General features: G+C 41.7%; 15 protein-coding genes and 1 tRNA gene. 10 read left to right on the top strand and 6 right to left on the bottom strand.

Going from position 1 to position 18,740, the window contains the following annotated elements; all coding sequences use genetic code 11:
- Nucleotides 1–170: 170 nt before the first annotated feature.
- The 4 genes from H5181_RS00575 to H5181_RS00560 all read left to right on the top strand — a co-directional run bounded on the left by H5181_RS00575 (nucleotide 171) and on the right by H5181_RS00560 (nucleotide 5,359).
- Entirely contained in the window at nucleotides 171–2,231 is a 2,061-nt protein-coding gene (locus H5181_RS00575) for a prolyl oligopeptidase family serine peptidase (RefSeq protein ID WP_404948475.1), read from the top strand.
- 680 nt (nucleotides 2,232–2,911) lie between these two features.
- Nucleotides 2,912–3,535, top strand: coding sequence for a YchE family NAAT transporter (locus H5181_RS00570; protein WP_220491623.1), 624 nt, complete (start codon nucleotides 2,912–2,914; stop codon nucleotides 3,533–3,535).
- A 231-nt stretch (nucleotides 3,536–3,766) separates the two neighbouring features.
- A tRNA-Ser gene (locus tag H5181_RS00565) sits at nucleotides 3,767–3,856 on the top strand.
- A gap of 183 nt (nucleotides 3,857–4,039) precedes the next feature.
- A complete protein-coding gene (locus H5181_RS00560; protein WP_059743683.1) occupies nucleotides 4,040–5,359 on the top strand; it encodes a DEAD/DEAH box helicase in 1,320 nt (439 codons plus the stop codon).
- Between the two features lie 53 nt (nucleotides 5,360–5,412).
- Here the strand turns inward: H5181_RS00560 and yegS are convergent, their stop codons facing one another.
- Entirely contained in the window at nucleotides 5,413–6,342 is a 930-nt protein-coding gene (yegS, locus tag H5181_RS00555) for a lipid kinase YegS (RefSeq protein ID WP_182749808.1), read from the bottom strand.
- 270 nt (nucleotides 6,343–6,612) lie between these two features.
- Between yegS and H5181_RS00550 the strand changes: the two genes are divergently transcribed.
- From H5181_RS00550 to H5181_RS00530, 5 genes are all read left to right on the top strand, one after another.
- Nucleotides 6,613–8,412: a DUF885 domain-containing protein gene (locus H5181_RS00550; RefSeq protein WP_182749806.1), complete on the top strand. Its 1,800-nt coding sequence runs from the start codon at nucleotides 6,613–6,615 to the stop codon at nucleotides 8,410–8,412.
- 158 nt (nucleotides 8,413–8,570) lie between these two features.
- Nucleotides 8,571–9,233: a response regulator transcription factor gene (locus H5181_RS00545; protein WP_123883223.1), complete on the top strand. Its 663-nt coding sequence runs from the start codon at nucleotides 8,571–8,573 to the stop codon at nucleotides 9,231–9,233.
- 105 nt (nucleotides 9,234–9,338) lie between these two features.
- The gene (locus tag H5181_RS00540) at nucleotides 9,339–10,463 is read left to right on the top strand and encodes a M14-type cytosolic carboxypeptidase (protein WP_102037779.1); all 1,125 of its coding nucleotides are present in this window, start codon (nucleotides 9,339–9,341) and stop codon (nucleotides 10,461–10,463) included.
- Nucleotides 10,464–10,519: 56 nt separating this feature from the next.
- On the top strand, nucleotides 10,520–10,837 hold the full coding sequence (locus H5181_RS00535; protein WP_182749804.1) for a zinc ribbon domain-containing protein: 318 nt from the start codon (nucleotides 10,520–10,522) through the stop codon (nucleotides 10,835–10,837).
- Nucleotides 10,834–11,115, top strand: a complete 282-nt coding sequence (locus H5181_RS00530) for a YeaC family protein (protein WP_182749802.1) — start codon at nucleotides 10,834–10,836, stop codon at nucleotides 11,113–11,115. The genes H5181_RS00535 and H5181_RS00530 overlap by 4 nt, the downstream gene beginning before the upstream one ends.
- A 133-nt stretch (nucleotides 11,116–11,248) precedes the next feature.
- On the opposite strand, the gene ansA is transcribed toward H5181_RS00530, so the two are convergent.
- Together ansA and sppA are read right to left on the bottom strand one after the other, a co-directional pair.
- A complete protein-coding gene (gene ansA, locus H5181_RS00525; protein ID WP_059743669.1) occupies nucleotides 11,249–12,262 on the bottom strand; it encodes an asparaginase in 1,014 nt (337 codons plus the stop codon).
- A 441-nt stretch (nucleotides 12,263–12,703) separates the two neighbouring features.
- Nucleotides 12,704–14,548, bottom strand: coding sequence for a signal peptide peptidase SppA (sppA, locus tag H5181_RS00520; RefSeq protein WP_182749800.1), 1,845 nt, complete (start codon nucleotides 14,546–14,548; stop codon nucleotides 12,704–12,706).
- 163 nt (nucleotides 14,549–14,711) lie between these two features.
- Here sppA and H5181_RS00515 point away from each other — a divergent pair, with 163 nt between their 5' ends.
- A complete protein-coding gene (locus H5181_RS00515; protein WP_182749798.1) occupies nucleotides 14,712–16,727 on the top strand; it encodes an FAD-dependent oxidoreductase in 2,016 nt (671 codons plus the stop codon).
- Between the two features lie 154 nt (nucleotides 16,728–16,881).
- Here H5181_RS00515 and yghU read toward each other — a convergent pair whose 3' ends face one another.
- The 3 genes from yghU to H5181_RS20590 all read right to left on the bottom strand — a co-directional run bounded on the left by yghU (nucleotide 16,882) and on the right by H5181_RS20590 (nucleotide 18,574).
- Entirely contained in the window at nucleotides 16,882–17,751 is an 870-nt protein-coding gene (yghU, locus tag H5181_RS00510) for a glutathione-dependent disulfide-bond oxidoreductase (RefSeq protein ID WP_102036500.1), read from the bottom strand.
- Nucleotides 17,752–17,899: 148 nt separating this feature from the next.
- Complete coding sequence (locus tag H5181_RS20595; protein WP_220491622.1) at nucleotides 17,900–18,319, bottom strand: HAD-IA family hydrolase; 420 nt, start codon at nucleotides 18,317–18,319, stop codon at nucleotides 17,900–17,902.
- Between the two features lie 21 nt (nucleotides 18,320–18,340).
- The gene (locus tag H5181_RS20590; protein WP_220491613.1) at nucleotides 18,341–18,574 is read right to left on the bottom strand and encodes a hypothetical protein; all 234 of its coding nucleotides are present in this window, start codon (nucleotides 18,572–18,574) and stop codon (nucleotides 18,341–18,343) included.
- Between the last annotated feature and the right edge of the window lie 166 nt (nucleotides 18,575–18,740).

Below are 18,740 nucleotides of genomic sequence, written 5' to 3'. Positions count from 1 at the left end.
AAGCGATAAGTGTCAATGTGATTAAACGCTCGGGTTTACAGCTTTTTACAAAAGGCTTGTTGCCTGAGCGTTTTGCTTTGGTTAGTCTGCAATATACATTTTATGATTACGTTTGATATTGGCTGTTTTTGCGGCCTAAACGTAATACGTTTTACTTAAATAACTGAGACATGATAACAATGAAAAAGTCTTCTGTATTATTCGCACTGATTGCTGCTGGCATGGCAACATCAGTGTCTGCGGCTGAGCCCGCAGCTTTTAATGTTCAACAACTGGTTAACTTAAATAAGTTGCATTCAGCAGCCGTATCAAATGATGGTAAAACCATGGTATACGGCGTAAAAGTGGTTGATGATAAAGGCGAGGGCAACTCAGATCTTTATCTTCTCGACTTGAACGATAAAAATGCTAAGCCAAAGCAACTTACTTCGGCTGCAGGCACTGAACACGATGTCAGCTTTTCGCCAGATGGAAAATCTATTTATTTCCTCGCCAGTCGTTCTGGTACCAGTCAATTGTATCAATTGGCCCTTGATGGTGGAGAGGCTATTGCGGTTACTGATTTACCGTTAGATATCAATGGCTACAAATTGTCTAACGACGGTAAGCAAGTCGTTATGACGTTGCGGGTATTTCCAGAGTGTAAAGACTTAGCCTGTTCAAAAGACAAGTTTACTGCCGAAGCTGAACGTAAAAGCACTGGCCGCGAATACAAGCAGTTGATGGTACGCCATTGGGACACGTGGGAAGACCACGCACGTAACCATTTGTTTGTCGCCTCGCTTAATGGCAACAAAATTACCACCGCGACAAACGTTACAGCTGGCCGTGACACTGAAACACCGCCTAAGCCATTTTCTGGTATGGAAGAGGTCACTTTTACTGCAGACGGTAAGTACGTTGTTTATAGCGCTAAAGCGCCGAGCCGCGATCAAGCTTGGACAACTAATTACGATTTATGGCAAGTGCCTGTAGCTGGCGGTGAAACGGTTAACTTAACCCCAGATAACCAAGCATGGGATGCCCAGCCAACGTTCTCTGCAGATGGCCGTTATCTTGCCTATTTAGCCATGAGCAAGGCGGGTTACGAAGCTGATCGTTACCGTATTATGTTACGAGACAATGTTACTGGCCAAGAAAAAGAAGTTGCACCATTGTGGGATCGCAGTGCGAGTTCATTGAACTTTAGTGCCGATGGCCGTACTTTGTATGTGACAGCACAAGATCTTGGGCAAGTGACCATTTTTGAAGTGAACACACAGTTTGGTGATGTTCGTCCTATTTACAACCAAGGTAGTAACAGCCTAGTGGCTGTGACCAGTAATCGTCTTATTTTCAAGAAATCATCATTAGTTGAACCTGGCGATTTATTCAGTGTGTCACTAGAAGGTGAGCAACTGAAACAGCTAACCAACGTCAACAGTGAAAAATTAGCTGACATTAAGTTTGGTGATTTTGAACAGTTCAACTTTAAAGGTTGGAATGACGAAACCGTTCATGGCTATTGGATCAAACCCGTTAACTATGAAGAAGGTAAAAAATACCCAATTGCTTACCTTGTACACGGCGGTCCACAAGGCTCATTTGGTAACAGTTTTAGCAGCCGCTGGAATGCTCAATTATGGGCTGGTGCAGGCTATGGCGTCGTGATGGTCGACTTCCATGGTTCTACTGGTTATGGCCAAGCGTTTACTGACTCTATTGGCAAGGATTGGGGCGGAAAACCGCTTGAAGATCTTAAAAAAGGGATGGCAGCGGTTACCACACAGCAACCTTGGTTAGATGCTAATAATGCATGTGCACTGGGCGGTTCCTACGGTGGCTATATGATGAACTGGTTCCAAGGCAAATGGAACGATGGCTTCAAGTGTCTAGTCGACCATGCTGGTTTGTTTGATATGCGTTCTATGTATTACGTCACAGAGGAATTGTGGTTCCCTGAATATGAATTCGGTGGCCCATACGATCAAAACAAAGAACTATATGAAAAGTTTAACCCAGTAAACTATGTTGAAAACTGGAAAACACCAATGCTCGTCATCCATGGTGAAAAAGACTACCGTGTTCCTTATGGTCAAGGCCTTGCTGCATTTACCTTTATGCAGCGTAAAGGTATTCCTTCTGAGCTATTGGTATTTCCTGATGAGAATCACTGGATTTTAAATCAAGATAACTTACAGCTATGGTACAAGAATGTATTAGGCTGGATGGATCGTTGGACAGCGCAATAGTGTTTGTACTTTCTCTGTAGAAGACATGTTAAAGCCAGTACTAAAAAAATGGCGTAGTCCTCAACACAGATTTACCTTCACAAGTTAATTAAAAGAGATGTTGCTACTGGCAACATCTCTTTTTTGTTCCTAAGCTATTGTAGCTTCGGATATTGTGGCTTCGGATATTGTGGCTCAAGCCAATCGCAGTTTTACCAGAGGCAATGAGTTATTCATTAATCAAGATGATACTCAAGTCAATATCTACACTGTTTACTCATAAAAATAAAACTACATTCTGTTGAAAATAAACTGACCAGTAAAGCGAGCACTTTTGTGAGAAATAAAAAATCCGCTATCGTTAGTATTTTTCATCATAAGGCTATTCTTATTTTGTTGATTAATATGTAGGTTAACCACAGGAAAACAAGATTTTAAGTCCTGCTGTAGGTTAAATCATCATATTGATGCTAATTAGAACAGCCTGGTGAAATAAAATAACTAAAAATGCGTGTTTACGTAAACTGTCAATATGATATCAAAACATAAATAATAGACGTGACATTAGTTTTTGTATGGTAAAACGGTCTATCAAATATAAAAAATTTCATTTGGGGAATGGCAATGTTTCAGCTACATTAGCGCCCTCAGAATCGAGCTTCAAATCAGGTAATATCAAGAGGGTGTAGTTAGTGGATTTTATGCTTTATATCAAGTTCTTTTTAGGACTGTTAGCCATCATTAACCCAGTAGGGTTATTACCTGTATTTGTGAGCTTAACCAGCCATCAAACTGAAGCTGATCGCCAAAATACTAATCGTGATGCAAATATGGCCGTAGTGATCATTCTATTGGTGACGGCAATAGCAGGTCATTACATTCTTAGTATGTTCAGTATTTCATTATCGGCTTTTCGTATTGCCGGTGGTAGCTTGATTTGTATTATTGCGATGTCTATGTTGCAAGGTAAAATCAGTGAAGTGAAACGCAACCAAGAAGAAGACCGTGAGTCTTCAGGGATGGAATCTGTTGCAGTTGTGCCATTAGCTTTGCCATTAATGGCTGGTCCTGGTGCCATTAGTGCGGTGATTGTGTTTGCGGCGGAGCATCACCAAATAACCAACTACATTGGTATGTTTTTAACCATTATTACCTTAGGCCTTGTTAGTTGGGGTTTATTTCGTATGGCGCCAATGTTGTTTAAACTATTAGGTAAAACTGGCATTAACGTTATTACCCGTCTAATGGGTCTACTGATGTTGTCTTTAGGCATCGAAGTGATTGCCGCAGGTGTTAAAGGACTTTTCCCTACCTTAATAGGTTAGTTAGCTTGTTAGTTGCTGTGCATTTGTGCAAACGCTTGATAGTGGGGTTATTTAGCTTGACCCGCTATCATCATTTGCGTAAAGTACGCCTCGATTAGCACTGCCGCGGTTAGTATTAAGTGGTTTTGTATTATTGAGAGGTAATTATTCCACTCAATAGAATCAAATATTAAGTACTGCCTTTTTATCTGATGACTTTTAATGGTATGGATAAAAAGTCAGTCACAAATTGGTGAGCTGGCTGAGTGGCTGAAGGCGCACGCCTGGAAAGTGTGTTTAGGTTTATCCCTAACGAGAGTTCGAATCTCTCGCTCACCGCCATATTATGAAAAAAGACGTCTTCGGACGTCTTTTTTCATTTGTGTTTTAATACAATACTGACAATTTGAGTGATGCTTCGTCTCGCCGTTGTCTAATATGACTTTATATTAACGAGGTGTTAGCGCTTGTTATGCGTAGCCTCTATAATGCTTTATTCTTGTTCTACTACTGAGACCCACTTTCATGCCTTTTTCGACACTTGGATTACGCGACACGATTGTCAATGCCCTACATGAAGTGGGATACAGTCAGCCTACACCTATTCAACAACAGACTATTCCGGTTATTTTAAAGGGTAAGAACCTGCTCGCCGCTGCGCAAACTGGTACCGGTAAAACCGCAAGTTTTGTATTACCAATATTAGAACGCTTAGCCGACACTGAAATCCAGCGTGCAAAACGTATTCGAGCGTTGATTTTAACCCCAACTCGCGAACTCGCAGTGCAAGTTCACGCCAACGTAGTGCAGTACGCCAAGCATTTATCATTAACCTCTATTGCCATTTATGGTGGAGTTGATGAGAAGCCGCAAAAACAAGCCTTAATCGATGGTGTTGATATTTTGGTGGCAACACCGGGACGTTTACTCGACTTATATACTCAACGTGCCGTGCACTTTGATGAAGTTGAAGTGTTGGTGCTTGATGAAGCCGATAGAATGCTCGACATGGGCTTTATCGAAGACATTAATAAAATCATCGACAAATTACCTTCTGAACGTCAGAGTTTATTATTTTCTGCGACGTTATCAAACCAAGTGCGTGCGTTAGCGAAAACGGCCATTAAACGTCCTGTAGAAATTTCAGTGATTGCTGATCGCGATTCAGCACCGAAAATCGAGCAGTGGTTAACGACGGTTGATAAAGATAAAAAATCAGCTTTATTAAGTCATTTAATTAAAACTGAAGAGTGGAACCAAGCACTCATCTTTATCGAAACCAAACAAGGTGCCGCCAAATTGGTGAGTCAGCTTGAAAAGCGTGATATTGCTGCAGAGTGTATTCACAGTGGCCGAAGCCAGCCGGTGCGTGAACAAATTTTAGCTGATTTTAAATCGGGTAACATTAAATACCTTGTGGCTACCGGCATTGCGGCGCGCGGTATTGATATTGACGATTTATCGCGTGTTGTTAATTATGACTTACCTTATCCGGCCGATGACTATATTCATCGTATTGGTCGTACCGGTCGTGCGGGCGCTGCTGGTGTTGCTATTTCTTTTGTGTCCAATGATGACTTTAAAAACCTGTGTATGATTGAAAGCCGTTTAGGGCATTTAATTGAACGTAAAGAAATAGCGGGGTTTGAACCATCTAAGCCTATTCCTATTTCGGTGTTGAATTTTATTCCTAAAAATCGTCAGCATAAATCAACATCAGCGACAGACCGACCAACGCTGAGTTTGGGCAAGTCGAAAACAGCTTCTGCTGATTTTAGAAAAACCAAACCATCTAAAGCGTCAACTACGCCTAAGGGTAACAAACCTAATCCCTGGAACATTTAAGTTGATTAGGTAAACGATTAACTCAGTTATCGTATTGGTGATTAAAGCGGAATTTATATTCCGCTTTTTTGTGTGGATTGTTCAAGGCAAGGGCAGTTTGGCGGCAATACAAACTGAATGGCTTTTGGGAGAACTTCAAAACGCATTTTTTTGGTTGGATAAGGTTCGCCATCTAAATTAAGCGGTAACTTGATAGGAAAATCAATTTCTAACCAACGGGTTTGAAAGTGATAACAAAACTTAGCTTCATGACTCATGGCTTGTATTTCATCTAACACCACCGGGATATCAAAGGTTGAAAATGACTTCAACAGGGTAATATCCATCAAACCGTCATCAATTAATGCATTGGGTGCCAGCATTTGCCCACCGCCAGCCTGCTTATTATTGCAAATGGCCCCCACCACAATATCACCATTGAACGTTCCTTTATCGGTGGTAATACTGCCTTGATAAGGCTTAAAGCCTAATGCTTTAGCCAATCCGACTAAGGTATAAGCTCCACCGCCAAGAAAGTCTTTTAATTCTGTTGGGGTTTCTGCGGTGACTTGCGCGCCAAACCCGGCGACTGCTGCATTAATAAAATAATTATTGTTGGCCCGGATGATATCAATAGGGTAGCTGTCACCATGAATTGCCAGTTCCAGAGTGGATTGAATAATATTGCTAATACCGCACGCTGTGGCGAAGTCATTTGCTGTGCCTAATGGCAGCACGGCTATTTCGAGCTTATGATCCTGTTGTGGTTGTTGCATCAGGGCATTTACTGCCTCATTAAGCGAGCCATCTCCGCCGCCAATCACGACTCTGCCGACATTATCGGCTATGGCTTCTGTTATAAAACGCAACATATCAGCGCTTTCCCAAGAGACTCGCACGTCAATCGTATGGCCCTGCTCGCGCAAAGCGATAACCGATTGTCTTATGTCGACATTGGAGGCCTTTTTACCATTAAGCAGTAGTCGGATATGTGTTAAGGGCATCGTTAAGTTCTCTGTTAGTTATTTTGGAACGGTCACCAGACAAAAAATACTTTTTTAAGTCACAAGTCGTTGGCCTATTCGCGATTTTTCTGTCACAAAAGATGTCTGCTTGATGCAAAACAATGACGAACATGATTAACTCATTATAATTGTCGTAAGATGAATTTTTATTCGTATCTTCGCAACAAAAATCTTTGTGCACGAAAGCGATATGCATCAAAAAATAAGTTTATATACACTAAAAAATAATAACAATGTAAGGGATAACTAATGAAAAAATCTTTACTTGCTTTGGCGGTTTCTTTTGCCTTGGCTGGATTGGTAGGTTGTAGCGATGACTCGGTTAAGCAAAGTCCACAAACCAAGGCCGTTACTGCTGAGGCTAGCACAACTAGTGCTGCGGCAGCATTAAACTTTAACGAATATTCACAACAGTTTATTGATGAGCTGTGGGCATTATCACCAACCTGGGCGCTGTACAGTGGCAAACATGTTAATGATGGCTATTTAGATATCCCAAATCAAGCAAGCCGCGACAAAACGTTGGCATTTGTTAAACAACAGCAAACGGCGCTAGCCCAATTTGATCCGCAGTCACTAACGGCTAACGAGTTAATTGATTATAAATTACTGAGTAATTTAGTGGAGTCAATGCAATGGGAAATTACACGCTTTAAAGGTTGGCAATGGGACCCGTCAAATTACAATGTTGCCGGTGGTTTTGCGCAAATTATCAATGAAGACTTTGCGCCGTTAGATGAACGCTTAACCTCTGTGATTGCACGTCTTGAAAATGTGCCAGCCTATTATGAGGCCGCGCGAAATAATATTAGTGAGCCGACACTTGAGCATACCCAATTAGCCATTATGCAGAATCAAGGCGCATTTTCGGTATTGTCTGCCGAGTTAGCCCAGCAAGTCACTGATTCAGGCTTAAGCGCAGAGCAGAAAGCGTTATTTGCTGAGCGTTTTGATGCCGCTACTGCAGCAATTAAACAGCACATTGAGTGGTTAACCTCGCTTGAAACTAAGCTAACCGAAAATGGAGGCCGCGATTTCCGTATTGGTGAAACCTTATACGAAGAAAAGTTCGCCTTTGATATTCAGTCTGGTATGACGGCTAAACAGTTATATGACAAAGCTGTGGCAGATAAAAATCATGTTCAGCAAGAAATGGCTAAGATCACCGATACCATTTGGTCAAAATATATCGATACCCCAAAACCAGACGATGAGAGACAAGCAATTCGCCAGTTGATTGATGTGTTATCAACCAAACATGTTAAACGAGAAAACTTTGTAGCCGAAGTGCGAAAGCAAATTCCAGAGCTGATTAAGTTTGTCAATGACAAACAACTGGTCACGCTTGATCCTAAAAAGCCGTTAATTGTTCGTGAAACGCCTGAATACATGCGCGGTTTTGCCGGAGCGTCTATCAGTGCACCAGGACCTTATGACAAAGGCGGTAATACTTACTACAACGTTTCACCCCTTGATGACATGAGTGATGAGTCGGCAGAGAGCTATTTACGTGAATACAATCACTGGATTTTACAGGTTCTGAATATTCATGAGGCTATCCCAGGGCATTACACGCAATTAGTCTTTTCTAACCAATCTCCTAGTTTAGTGAAAAGCTTATTTGGTAATGGTGCCATGATTGAAGGTTGGGCTGTGTATACCGAACGAATGATGTTGGAAGAAGGGTATGGTAATTTTGAACCTGAAATGTGGCTGATGTATTACAAATGGAATTTACGGGTTATTTGTAACACTATTTTAGATTACAGCATTCAAGTCAATGGAATGGGCGAGCAAGAGGTGATTGACTTGCTGGAGAATGAAGCATTCCAACAACGTGCTGAAGCTGAAGGGAAGTGGCGCAGAGCCACGTTAAGTCAAGTTCAACTGACGAGTTATTACGCCGGTTACCGTGAGATTTATGATTTCCGCGAACAACTTAAAGCTAAACAAGGTGAGAGCTTTGATTTGAAACAGTTCCATGAACAGTTTTTAAGTTACGGTAGTGCGCCAGTTAAGTTCATTAAGCAGTTGATGACAGATAAATAGACCTATGACGTCTCACTCATAATTGTGACAAATGTCTCAAGGCCTGAAGTTTCAGGCCTTTTTTGTTAATGAAAAGGGTCACAGGGTGGATTAAATCTGGTTTTGGGTAAATCAATATGATAATCTTAATGGTAATCGTTATCATTAAGTAGCTGAGCATGAAGAATATCCTATTCATTGAACATACCCTTTCCGATAAAAGTGACGTAGGTCGACAGTTAAATGAGCAGGGCTACAGTGTTCATTGGGTTAATAATGCTTTTGATGCGTTGATCCAAATGGAGACTCTGCAGCTTGAAGCCATATTATTAGATTTTTCGGTTCCCAAAATGGATTCATTTTGGTTGCTGGTCGCACGACAAAGCCGAACCCCCATTATTGTATTAGCAGAAAGTAACAGCGAGCTTGAGCGTATTAATGCGTTAGAGTTAGGCGCCGACGATTACCTCACTAGACCGATTAATATCCGCGAATTGCAGTTACGTCTTAATGTACTCCATCGACGCACCCAAGCACCGATTAACGATGCTGTTAATGGCAGCATTGGTTTTGATGATACCTCCTATACCATTAGCTTTGCCGATAAGTCGCTCGTGTTGACGCAAACAGAATATCGATTATTCAAATATTTATTTGATAGGCAAGGCGAGGTGGTTACTAAAGAAGAATTACAACTTCGAGTGCTGCATAAAGAACTTGGACGTTTTGACCGTAATTTAGACATGCATATCAGTAATACTCGCCGTAAATTAGTCAAACGTAATTTACCACGCGAACTAATTAATACCGTTCGCGGTCAAGGTTACAGCTTTAGCTTTTAATGGTTCACACCAATTGCCGCATTTGATAAGCTATGGCGCATAAAATAAGGCTAATACCAATCGTTATTAAGCCCAAAATAAGCGCAAGCAATAAAGGATAATCTAATGCGGATTACAGCAAACTTTGACGGCGGCAATATTGACGTCATTAATCTAGACAAACATGATGATATACAACTCGCCATTCGTCCCGATTTTGGTGGTGAGTTTTATCAATGGTTTAACTTTCGTTTAGAAGGGGAAGTCGGTCAGACATATACCCTTAATATTCTCAATGCCGGTAGTGCATCTTACCCAATAGGTTGGGAAGAGTATCAAGCCGTTGCCAGTTATGATCGCCAAACATGGTTCCGATTACCTACTCAGTATGTCGATGGCAAATTAACCATCCAAGCCGAGCTCGATTGTGAAGCCATTCAAATTGCTTATTTTGCACCGTACAGCTACGAACGTCATTTAGATTTAATCAGTGAAGTGCAATTACATCCAGCAGTGAGTCTTGAACATCTTGGGTTAACGCTTGATGGTCGCGACATGACTTTGCTTAAAATTGGTGATGCTAACCCAGATAAAAAGAATATTTGGATCACTGCACGTCAACACCCAGGCGAAACCATGGCTGAATGGTTAGTCGAAGGCTTGCTAAATCAATTACTCGATAGTGATTGTCCAACTTCAAAAGCCTTATTAGACAAAGCCAATTTCTATATTGTGCCTAACATGAATCCAGATGGCAGCGCACGCGGCCATTTACGTACTAATGCTGTAGGTACTAACTTAAATCGCGAATGGCAAACACCGAGCTTAGAGAAAAGCCCTGAAGTGTATTATGTCGTTAATAAAATGCATCAAACTGGTGTTGATTTATTTTACGATGTGCACGGCGATGAAGGTCTTCCTTATGTGTTCCTTGCCGGTTGTGAAGGGGTGCCAAGCTACAACGATAAAATGGCTCAATTACAACAGCAATTTCTCAGTGCATTGACCATTGCCAGCGCTGATTTCCAAACAGAGTTTGGTTACGATAAAGATGAGCCAGGTAAAGCGAATTTAACCGTGGGTTCTAACTGGGTAGCCAATACGTTCAGTTGTTTATCGAACACGTTAGAAATGCCATTTAAAGACAATGCTAATTTAGCCGACCCATTTGTGGGCTGGTCTCCAGAGCGTTGCGTATATTTAGGTGAAGCGTCATTAGTTGCGATGTTAGCTGTGGTTGATAATTTATAATCGCGACTGTAAGCAGTAATTTTTATCTTCAGATGATCAAGCAGGTAGAATAAATTATGGCCTTAGTTGCATGCCCTAAATGTCAAAAGCGAATTTCAAGTCTGGCTAAGCAATGTGAGCATTGTAAAACCGACTTGACTGGTAATACTCAGTCATTAACGATTATCAGTCACATTGAGCGTTCAAATAGCTTAATGACCCAAAGCTTTATCTTTTTGACATTGTTTATAGCAGGGGTTGTGGTGTGGTTTTGGGGAGGAGAGCCTGCACAAGGGCTAACTTCTTATATCGCGATTGCAAGTTTTGTTATTGGCTTTACGGGTTATCTTGTTACCAGAGTTAGAATAGTGTTACATAAACGGAAATCAGTATGAACGATATCAATAAAGTCATTGATGAAATGCCTGGAGAAGTATACCTACGCTTGTTGTCTGCAACGGAGCTTGGTAAGTGGGATGACGGCACAGTATTAACAGAACCACAGCGTGAGTCGACCTTACAAGTGGTGATGTTGTATCAAGCGCGTAAGTTACATCAAACTGAACATTTTACTATCGCAGCGGGTGGTAATATTAATGAGCTGTCCAAATCTGAGCTGAAAAAACAATTTAAAGGCGATCCTATCGCCGAGTTTAAAGAAGCTGATTTATAATCATCTGAAATTGAATAATATGTGTTATCAGTAATGGATATTATAAGACAAAAAATGCGAGCTAATGAGCTCGCATTTTTATTTAGCTTTTATGTGGTTAAGATAATAACCACATAAATATCAATAACGTAATCTAGTCCGTCGTCAGTTCACCAATCAGATTTTCCTGCATACGTTGCTTAATTTGCGCTGGAGTTAATCCTATAGACAACAAATAATGCAATTTGGCTAATGCCGCTTCAATGGTCATATCAGCACCACTTATTACTCCAGCTTGAGCTAAAGCATTACCTGTAGCATAACCGCCCATATTGACTTTACCCTGGAAACACTGGGTTAAGTTCACCAAGATAATACCGCGTTCATCGGCTTGTTTAAGTGTATCCAGTAGTTTCTTATCTTGTGGAGCATTTCCCACACCGAAGGTCAATAAAATTAGCGCCTTTACTGGTTGCTGTAAAATATTATTGAAAATATCTGTGGAGATCCCAGGGTAAAGCGTTACCACACCTACAGGTTGCGGACTGATGGTAACAACCTCTAACGGGGCACCCGTTGGCTGCGTTATTTTACCCGCTTTGAGGTTAATTTTAATGCCGGCTTCTAGCAACATCGGGAAGTTAGGCGATGCAAACGCATCGAATCCGTCTGCATGGGCTTTGGTTGAGCGATTACCACGAAACAGTTTGTTATTAAAAAATAAACAGACTTCTGCAACTGGGTAGTTGGCCGCAATATAAAGCGAATTGAGCAAGTTGGTTTGACCGTCTGAACGTAACTGCGCCAACGGAATTTGTGAACCTGTTACGATAACTGGCTTGGATAAACCTTGCAGCATAAATGACAATGCAGAAGCGGTATAAGCCATGGTATCTGTTCCATGTAAAATGACGAAACCGTCGTATTTTTCATAGTTGGCTTGAATATCATTAGCTATCATTTGCCAGTCTGTCGGCGCCATATTGGATGAGTCAATTAATGGGCTGTATTCATGAATGACAAACTCTGGCATTTCAGTATGGTAAAACTCGGGCATTGACTGAACACAATCGGTTAAGAACCCTGATACTGGCACAAAACCATTAGCGGTCTTTTGCATCCCGATGGTACCGCCAGTATAGGCAACGTAAATTGAACGTTTTGTCATGTATGTAGGCTCTTCTTTAACAGCGATTGCAGATTGCGCAAATATACCAATTCCAATAATTATCTGGTCATTCAGCGGGAGTTCTGCGCCTTTTAGGCAAGTAATAGGATTGCCGACATAGTTGTTCTCGGCAACAGCTCCTGCGTTGCTCTATCTCCTGCATCCTTGCAGTCGTACGTCAAAATCATATTGAGCAGCATAAAAGGTGCAGAAACCCGCCCTTGGGAGCCACTCAGGCTTTCCATTTATTTGTTGCATTGTTTTACAAGGGAACAACCATTCTTTCAACAATGCGCCTCAAACTGAAAAACCTGAGTTACTCTGATTGAGCACATAATTAATGAAATTGGTATTATACGAGTTTATTTATCGATCCCCAATAAAAAAGCCTGCTAAGCAGGCTTTTTTTGAATAATCTTCATATTGCGGTCATTTGAGTGATTAGTAATTACAGTTTTCGCAATACATATAGACATGATTAGGGTCATCAAACATCGACAATGTTTCAAATGCGCCAGCCCACTGCTTGGCAAAGCGCTCAATGAAACTGGTTTGACGAACACTGTCTGGAACATAAGCCACAGTAGCGCCCATGATTTGCTGCATCAGTTGTTGTTCAGCGCTAAGCTCTTGCTCAATCACTTTAACATCGAACTTGTCCATTTTCGCTAAATCAGCAGCTTTGGCTAATGCCACATCCATATCACCCAGTTCATCAACTAGGCCTAAGGTGAGTGCGCGTTTACCTGTCCATACACGGCCTTGAGCAATATTATCTACTTGCTCTAGCGTCATATGACGCTCTTTTGCTACCAGAGAAATAAACTCATTGTAACCCCGTTCAATATGACGTTGTACTACCGCGGCAACTTGTGGGTTTAATTCACGTGCAGGCGATAAACCTGCCCAATCAGATGTAGCTACACCATCAGAGGTTACACCAAAATGATTAAGTGCTTGCTCAAACGTAGCGAACATACCGAAAATACCGATTGAACCTGTTAGGGTTGTTGGCGTAGCCACAATATAGTCGGCACTGGCTGATATCCAATATCCGCCAGATGCAGCAAGGCTACCCATGCTAACAACCACAGGCTTACCTGCAGCTTTCAGCGCTAACACTTCTTGACGAATTTGCTCTGATGCAAATGCACTACCACCAGGGCTGTCAACACGAAGTACGACGGCTTTCACTTTATCGTCAAAGCGTGCTTTCATGAGTAATGCAGAGGTACTTTCGCCACCAATTTGTCCGGCAGGTTGTTTACCGTTAAGAATCGTGCCTTTAGCAACGATAACGGCCACTGCGTCTTGTTGAACAAATTTAGGCATTGGTGCGGTTAACGCTCGGTAATCATTAAAGCTAATTTGCTTAAAGTTTTTACCTTCTTTATCACTGCCTACACGTTCAATCATAGCGACACGGAATGCATCGGCCGAAACGAGTTCGTCAACCCATTTCATGTTTACAGCCATTTGAGCACTGTCACCTTCAGCTTTATCAAGCTGAGCGAGATACTCATCTGTACTTAACACTAATTGATCAGGACCGATTTGACGGTTGCTGGCAACAATAGTCGAGTAGCTTTGCCAAATATCATTTAACAATTCTTTGCTGGCGACTTTGTCGGCATCAGACATATCGTCACGAATAAAGGGCTCTACAGCTGACTTAAACGTTCCCACTCGAAATACGTGAGTGGTAATTTTGAGTTTTTCGAGTGCTGCTTTGTAATATAAGCGGTAACGGCTTAAGCCATCAAGCGCTACCATACCTTGGTTATTAAGGTATATTTTGTCTGCAAAGCTGGCTAAAAAATATTGATTTTGATCATAACCATTGGCCATTGCGATAACTGACTTATTGGCGGCTTTAAACTGAGTTAATGCTTCACCAATGGCGGTCATTTTACTAATGCCGGCATCACGAAGATCAGCTAAGTCCAATACGATACTGGTAATGCGGGCGTCTTGAGTCGCATTATTAATCGTATAAAGTACGTCAGCTAATAGAATTTCACCTTCTGGATCATTCGCTTGCCCTTGGCTAAGTGCCATTTCTATTGGGTCTACATAATGTTTTTGGTCCACTATGCTCCCAGACAAATTCAGCACTAATGCTGATTGATCTTCGACGACAATTTCATCTTCGCTGTTGAGAACTACCACAGCGATGACAGCCAACAAACCAAAAAATATTACGTTGATGATGAACTTACGGATACCGTTTACTGTATTCCATAACAGTAAAAACATCCTTTTTAAAAACGAGGGTTTAGCGGACATTTGCCACTCCTTTATCAGTCTAATGTAGTCATCCTAACTGAAAATCAATAAAAATGTGAAATTCAATTGTAAAGGTTTTTAACAAACGAGCGTTTAAATGATTGAGCAAACTTTACTGTCGGGGTATGCTGGTTTAAATCACTTGTTTAAAAAGGATGTTTGAATGTCGTTTCCACACTTATTAGAACCTTTAGATCTAGGCTTTACACAGCTGAAAAACCGCGTGTTGATGGGCTCCATGCACACAGGTTTAGAAGAAGAAAAAGGCGGATTTGAGAAACTGGCAGCATTTTATAAAGAACGTGCTCAAGGTGGCGTAGGGTTAATTGTTACCGGCGGTATCGCCCCTAATTTACGCGGCCGTTTAGCGCCACATGCCTGTCAATTAAGCTTTTCTTGGCAGGTGGGTAAACATAAAATTGTTACCGATGCCGTGCATGAAGCGGGCGGTAAAATCTGTATGCAAATCTTACACGCTGGCCGTTATAGTTATCATCCTTTTAGCCTAGCGCCGAGCAAAGTAAAATCGCCCATTACCCCGTTCACTCCCTCTGCGATGTCTGCTCGTCAAGTACGCTCGACGATTAAAGACTACGCTACCAGCGCAGCATTGGCGAAAAAAGCCGGCTATGATGGCGTTGAAGTCATGGGGTCTGAAGGCTATTTGATCAATCAATTCATCAGTTCGCGCACCAATAAACGTAACGATGAATGGGGCGGCAGTTATGAAAATCGGGTTAAATTCCCGATTGAAATCGTTAATGCTATTCGCCAGAAGGTCGGCAGTGACTTTATTATTGTGTTCCGTTTATCGATGCTCGATTTAGTCGATAATGGTTCAACGTGGGACGAAGTCGTACAGCTGGCAAAATCGCTTGAGCAAGCTGGTGTAAGTATTATTAATACCGGTATTGGTTGGCATGAAGCCCGTGTACCGACGATTTCGACCAGTGTACCGCGTGGGGCATTTTCTTGGGTCACCGAAAAACTCAAAAAAGAAGTCAAGGTGCCGTTAATTGCTACAAACCGGATTAATACTCCAGAAATTGGCGAGTCGATTATTGCATCAGGGCAAGCTGACATGGTGTCGATGGCCCGGCCATTTCTTGCCGACGCTGAGTTTGTGAATAAAGCGGCAGCTAATACCCCTGAATTGATTAATACCTGTATTGGTTGTAATCAAGCTTGTTTGGACCACACCTTTTCGATGAAGCGGGCAACCTGTTTGGTTAATCCCCGTGCTTGTTATGAAACCGAAATTAATTTTACCCCAACAACCAGTAAAAAACGTATCGCTGTTATGGGCGCCGGTCCTGCGGGAATGGCGTTCTCTGTATATGCAGCATCCCGTGGTCATGAAGTGGTATTGTTTGAAGCCAAGTCAGAAGTGGGTGGTCAGTTCAATTTAGCGCGTAAAATTCCGGGTAAAGAAGAGTTCAATGAAACTATTCGATATTTCATTAACCAAATTAAGCTACATAACGTTGAACTGCGTCTAAACACTAAATTGGATGCGGCAGTGTTAGCTAATGAGAAATTTGATGAAGTGGTCATCGCCGCAGGTGTGGTGCCACGAGCGTTGGAATTACCAGGTTTTGATAATCCTAAAGTGGTCGATTACCAACAAGTATTAACCGGCCAAGTTGAAATAGGTAAAACGGTAGCATTGATTGGTGCTGGCGGTATTGGTTTTGATATGGCGCATTTCTTATGCGAATTAGAATCGAGCACTTTGCAACCCGATAAATGGTTAAAACAGTGGGGCATTGATAAAACCTATCAGAATGCTGGCGGGTTAACTGTAGAAGCCGAACATGTTCCAGGTCGTGAAGTGTATTTACTGCAACGTAAAACCACCAAAATGGGCAAAGGTTTGGGTAAAACTACTGGCTGGATCCATCGCAGTGTGTTGAAGCAACATCAAGTTCATATGAAAACTGGCGTAAGCTACGAAAAGTTTGATGAACAAGGCCTGCACATTAAAATCGGTGAACAATCTGAAATTCTTGCTGTAGATAACGTGGTGTTGTGTGCCGGACAAACGTCGAATCGCAGTTTGGTTGATGAAATGAAAGCCAGCGGATTACCTGTACATTTAATTGGTGGAGTAGATGTGGCGGCTGAATTAGATGCTAAACGCGCTATCCGCCAGGGTGCAGAACTTGCGATGAGTATTTAATTGTCACAGACGTCTGGCTTGAAATAACGTTCACAATTTGCGTTGTTTCGGCCTCTGATATGTCAATATAAAAAGCCTTCTGTAATGCAGAAGGCTTTTTAGTATCCCAATAAAATAAGTCAGGATACAAGCGCGCCAAACTTTAGCGGCTGACTTATTTTACTGTGCTAGGACGCAACTTAAGCACCTTATCAATATCTTCTGCGCAATGACGCTCAGGAACTTGTTCCCATTCTTCGCCCCAAGAGCGATTGATGATACGACCGCGTTGAACCCCTTCACGAGTTTCAAGCAATTTAGCCCAACGAACAACATTGGTATATGACTCTACTTCCAGGAATTCGGCTGCATCGTATAAATTGCCCAAGACTAAGTTGCCATACCAAGGCCAAATAGCAATGTCTGCAATGCTATATTCTTCACCAGCAATAAAGGTGTTTTTTGCCAGTTGTTTATCTAACACATCTAACTGACGTTTAACTTCCATAGCAAAGCGATTAATTGGATATTCCTGTTTTTCATCGGCATAAGCATAGAAATGACCGAAGCCACCACCGAGGAACGGCGCTGACCCTTGAGCCCAGAACAACCAGTTAAATGTTTGTGTTCTGGCTTTGCCATCCTTAGGTAGGAATTGGTTAAACTTCTCTGCTAGATGAACCAAAATTGAGGCAGATTCAAATACGGTTTCGTCTTCACCAGCTGACTTATCCAATAAAGCGGGTATTTTTGAGTTTGGATTGACGGCAACGAACCCTGACGAAAATTGATCCTTTTCCCCGATGTTAATCAGATAGGCATCGTATTCAGCTTCTTTAATGCCTAAGGCCAGTAGCTCTTCTAACAGAATAGTCACTTTTTGCCCGTTTGGTGTGCCAAGGGAGTAGAGTTGCAAAGCATGCTTTCCAACAGGCAGCTCTTTATCAAATCTTGCACCTGAGTCTGGGCTATTAATGTTTGCCCACTTATTCGCGCCATTGGTATTATTTTGCCAAACTTTAGGTGGGGTATATTGGTTAGTCATAAAATATCCTCGTGCAACCTGTTAGCAGGTTAAGTAAATTGATAATGCGCTTAGCACAATGTTGTTAGTGTAGCGTGTAAAGTTTTAATGTATTAGCATCAACGCGTATGAGTTATGCTTTTATTGTTTAAATGCAGCATGTTAGTTATTACAGGGAATCGAGCTGTTCACTTAATTCGATTAAATTACCGACGGTGATGTCAGGCTCAATGCCCCAAGGATCAAATATTTTTTTACTATCTCTTTGGATCCAAGCTGTATTCAGTCCGGCGGCTTTCGCACCAATGACATCCCATGGATTGCTCGACACCATCCAACAATGATTGAGGTCAGATTGAGTACGAGTCATTAAATAATCGTAAACAGCAGGGTTAGGTTTAAATGTCTTTAGATCATCGACACTGATAACGTCATGTAGTTGAGGTAAAACGCCCGAGTTTTGCATAAGTGTACGAACTGCCACTTCAGGTCCATTGGAAAAAGCGGCCAAGGTATGACCTTGATTGCGCAGTAATGCTAGTCCAGGAATGACATCATCAAAGGCCTTGAGTTGACTAAATTTAGCCAGTAAATCTTGTTGTTCGCTGTTTTACAGTGTGACGTTGAAAACAGATAAACAATATTGCAGAGCTTGTTGAGTACACACACCGAAATCTTCATATTGTTGCATTAAGCCACGACGAAATGCATATTCGACTTTTTTATCGTGCCATAATTGACCAAATTCTTGTGCCTTGTCGCCAATCAATTGTTGCAGATGCTGGCCCATATCCACAGGATCCACTAATGTGCCGTAAACATCAAATCCAATCATTTTTTGCATGTTCATTGTTCCATTTGGGTTGTGAGCCAAGTGCTTAAGCTCTTTGTCATTTGATATACTTGTCGATAAGCTTTATCTGTAGTGATTTTGCGCGCTCATAATGTGAGCCATGAGTTACTATAAACTAACTATAACATTCGTTCAATTATTATTTTGAGCGAACGTT

It is taken from the genome of Shewanella sp. SG44-2 (assembly GCF_014164215.1).
In the GTDB taxonomy this organism is placed as follows: domain Bacteria; phylum Pseudomonadota; class Gammaproteobacteria; order Enterobacterales; family Shewanellaceae; genus Shewanella; species Shewanella frigidimarina.
Note: the sequence above shows the minus strand (reverse complement) of the source record. Positions and strands in the feature narration are given on the sequence as shown.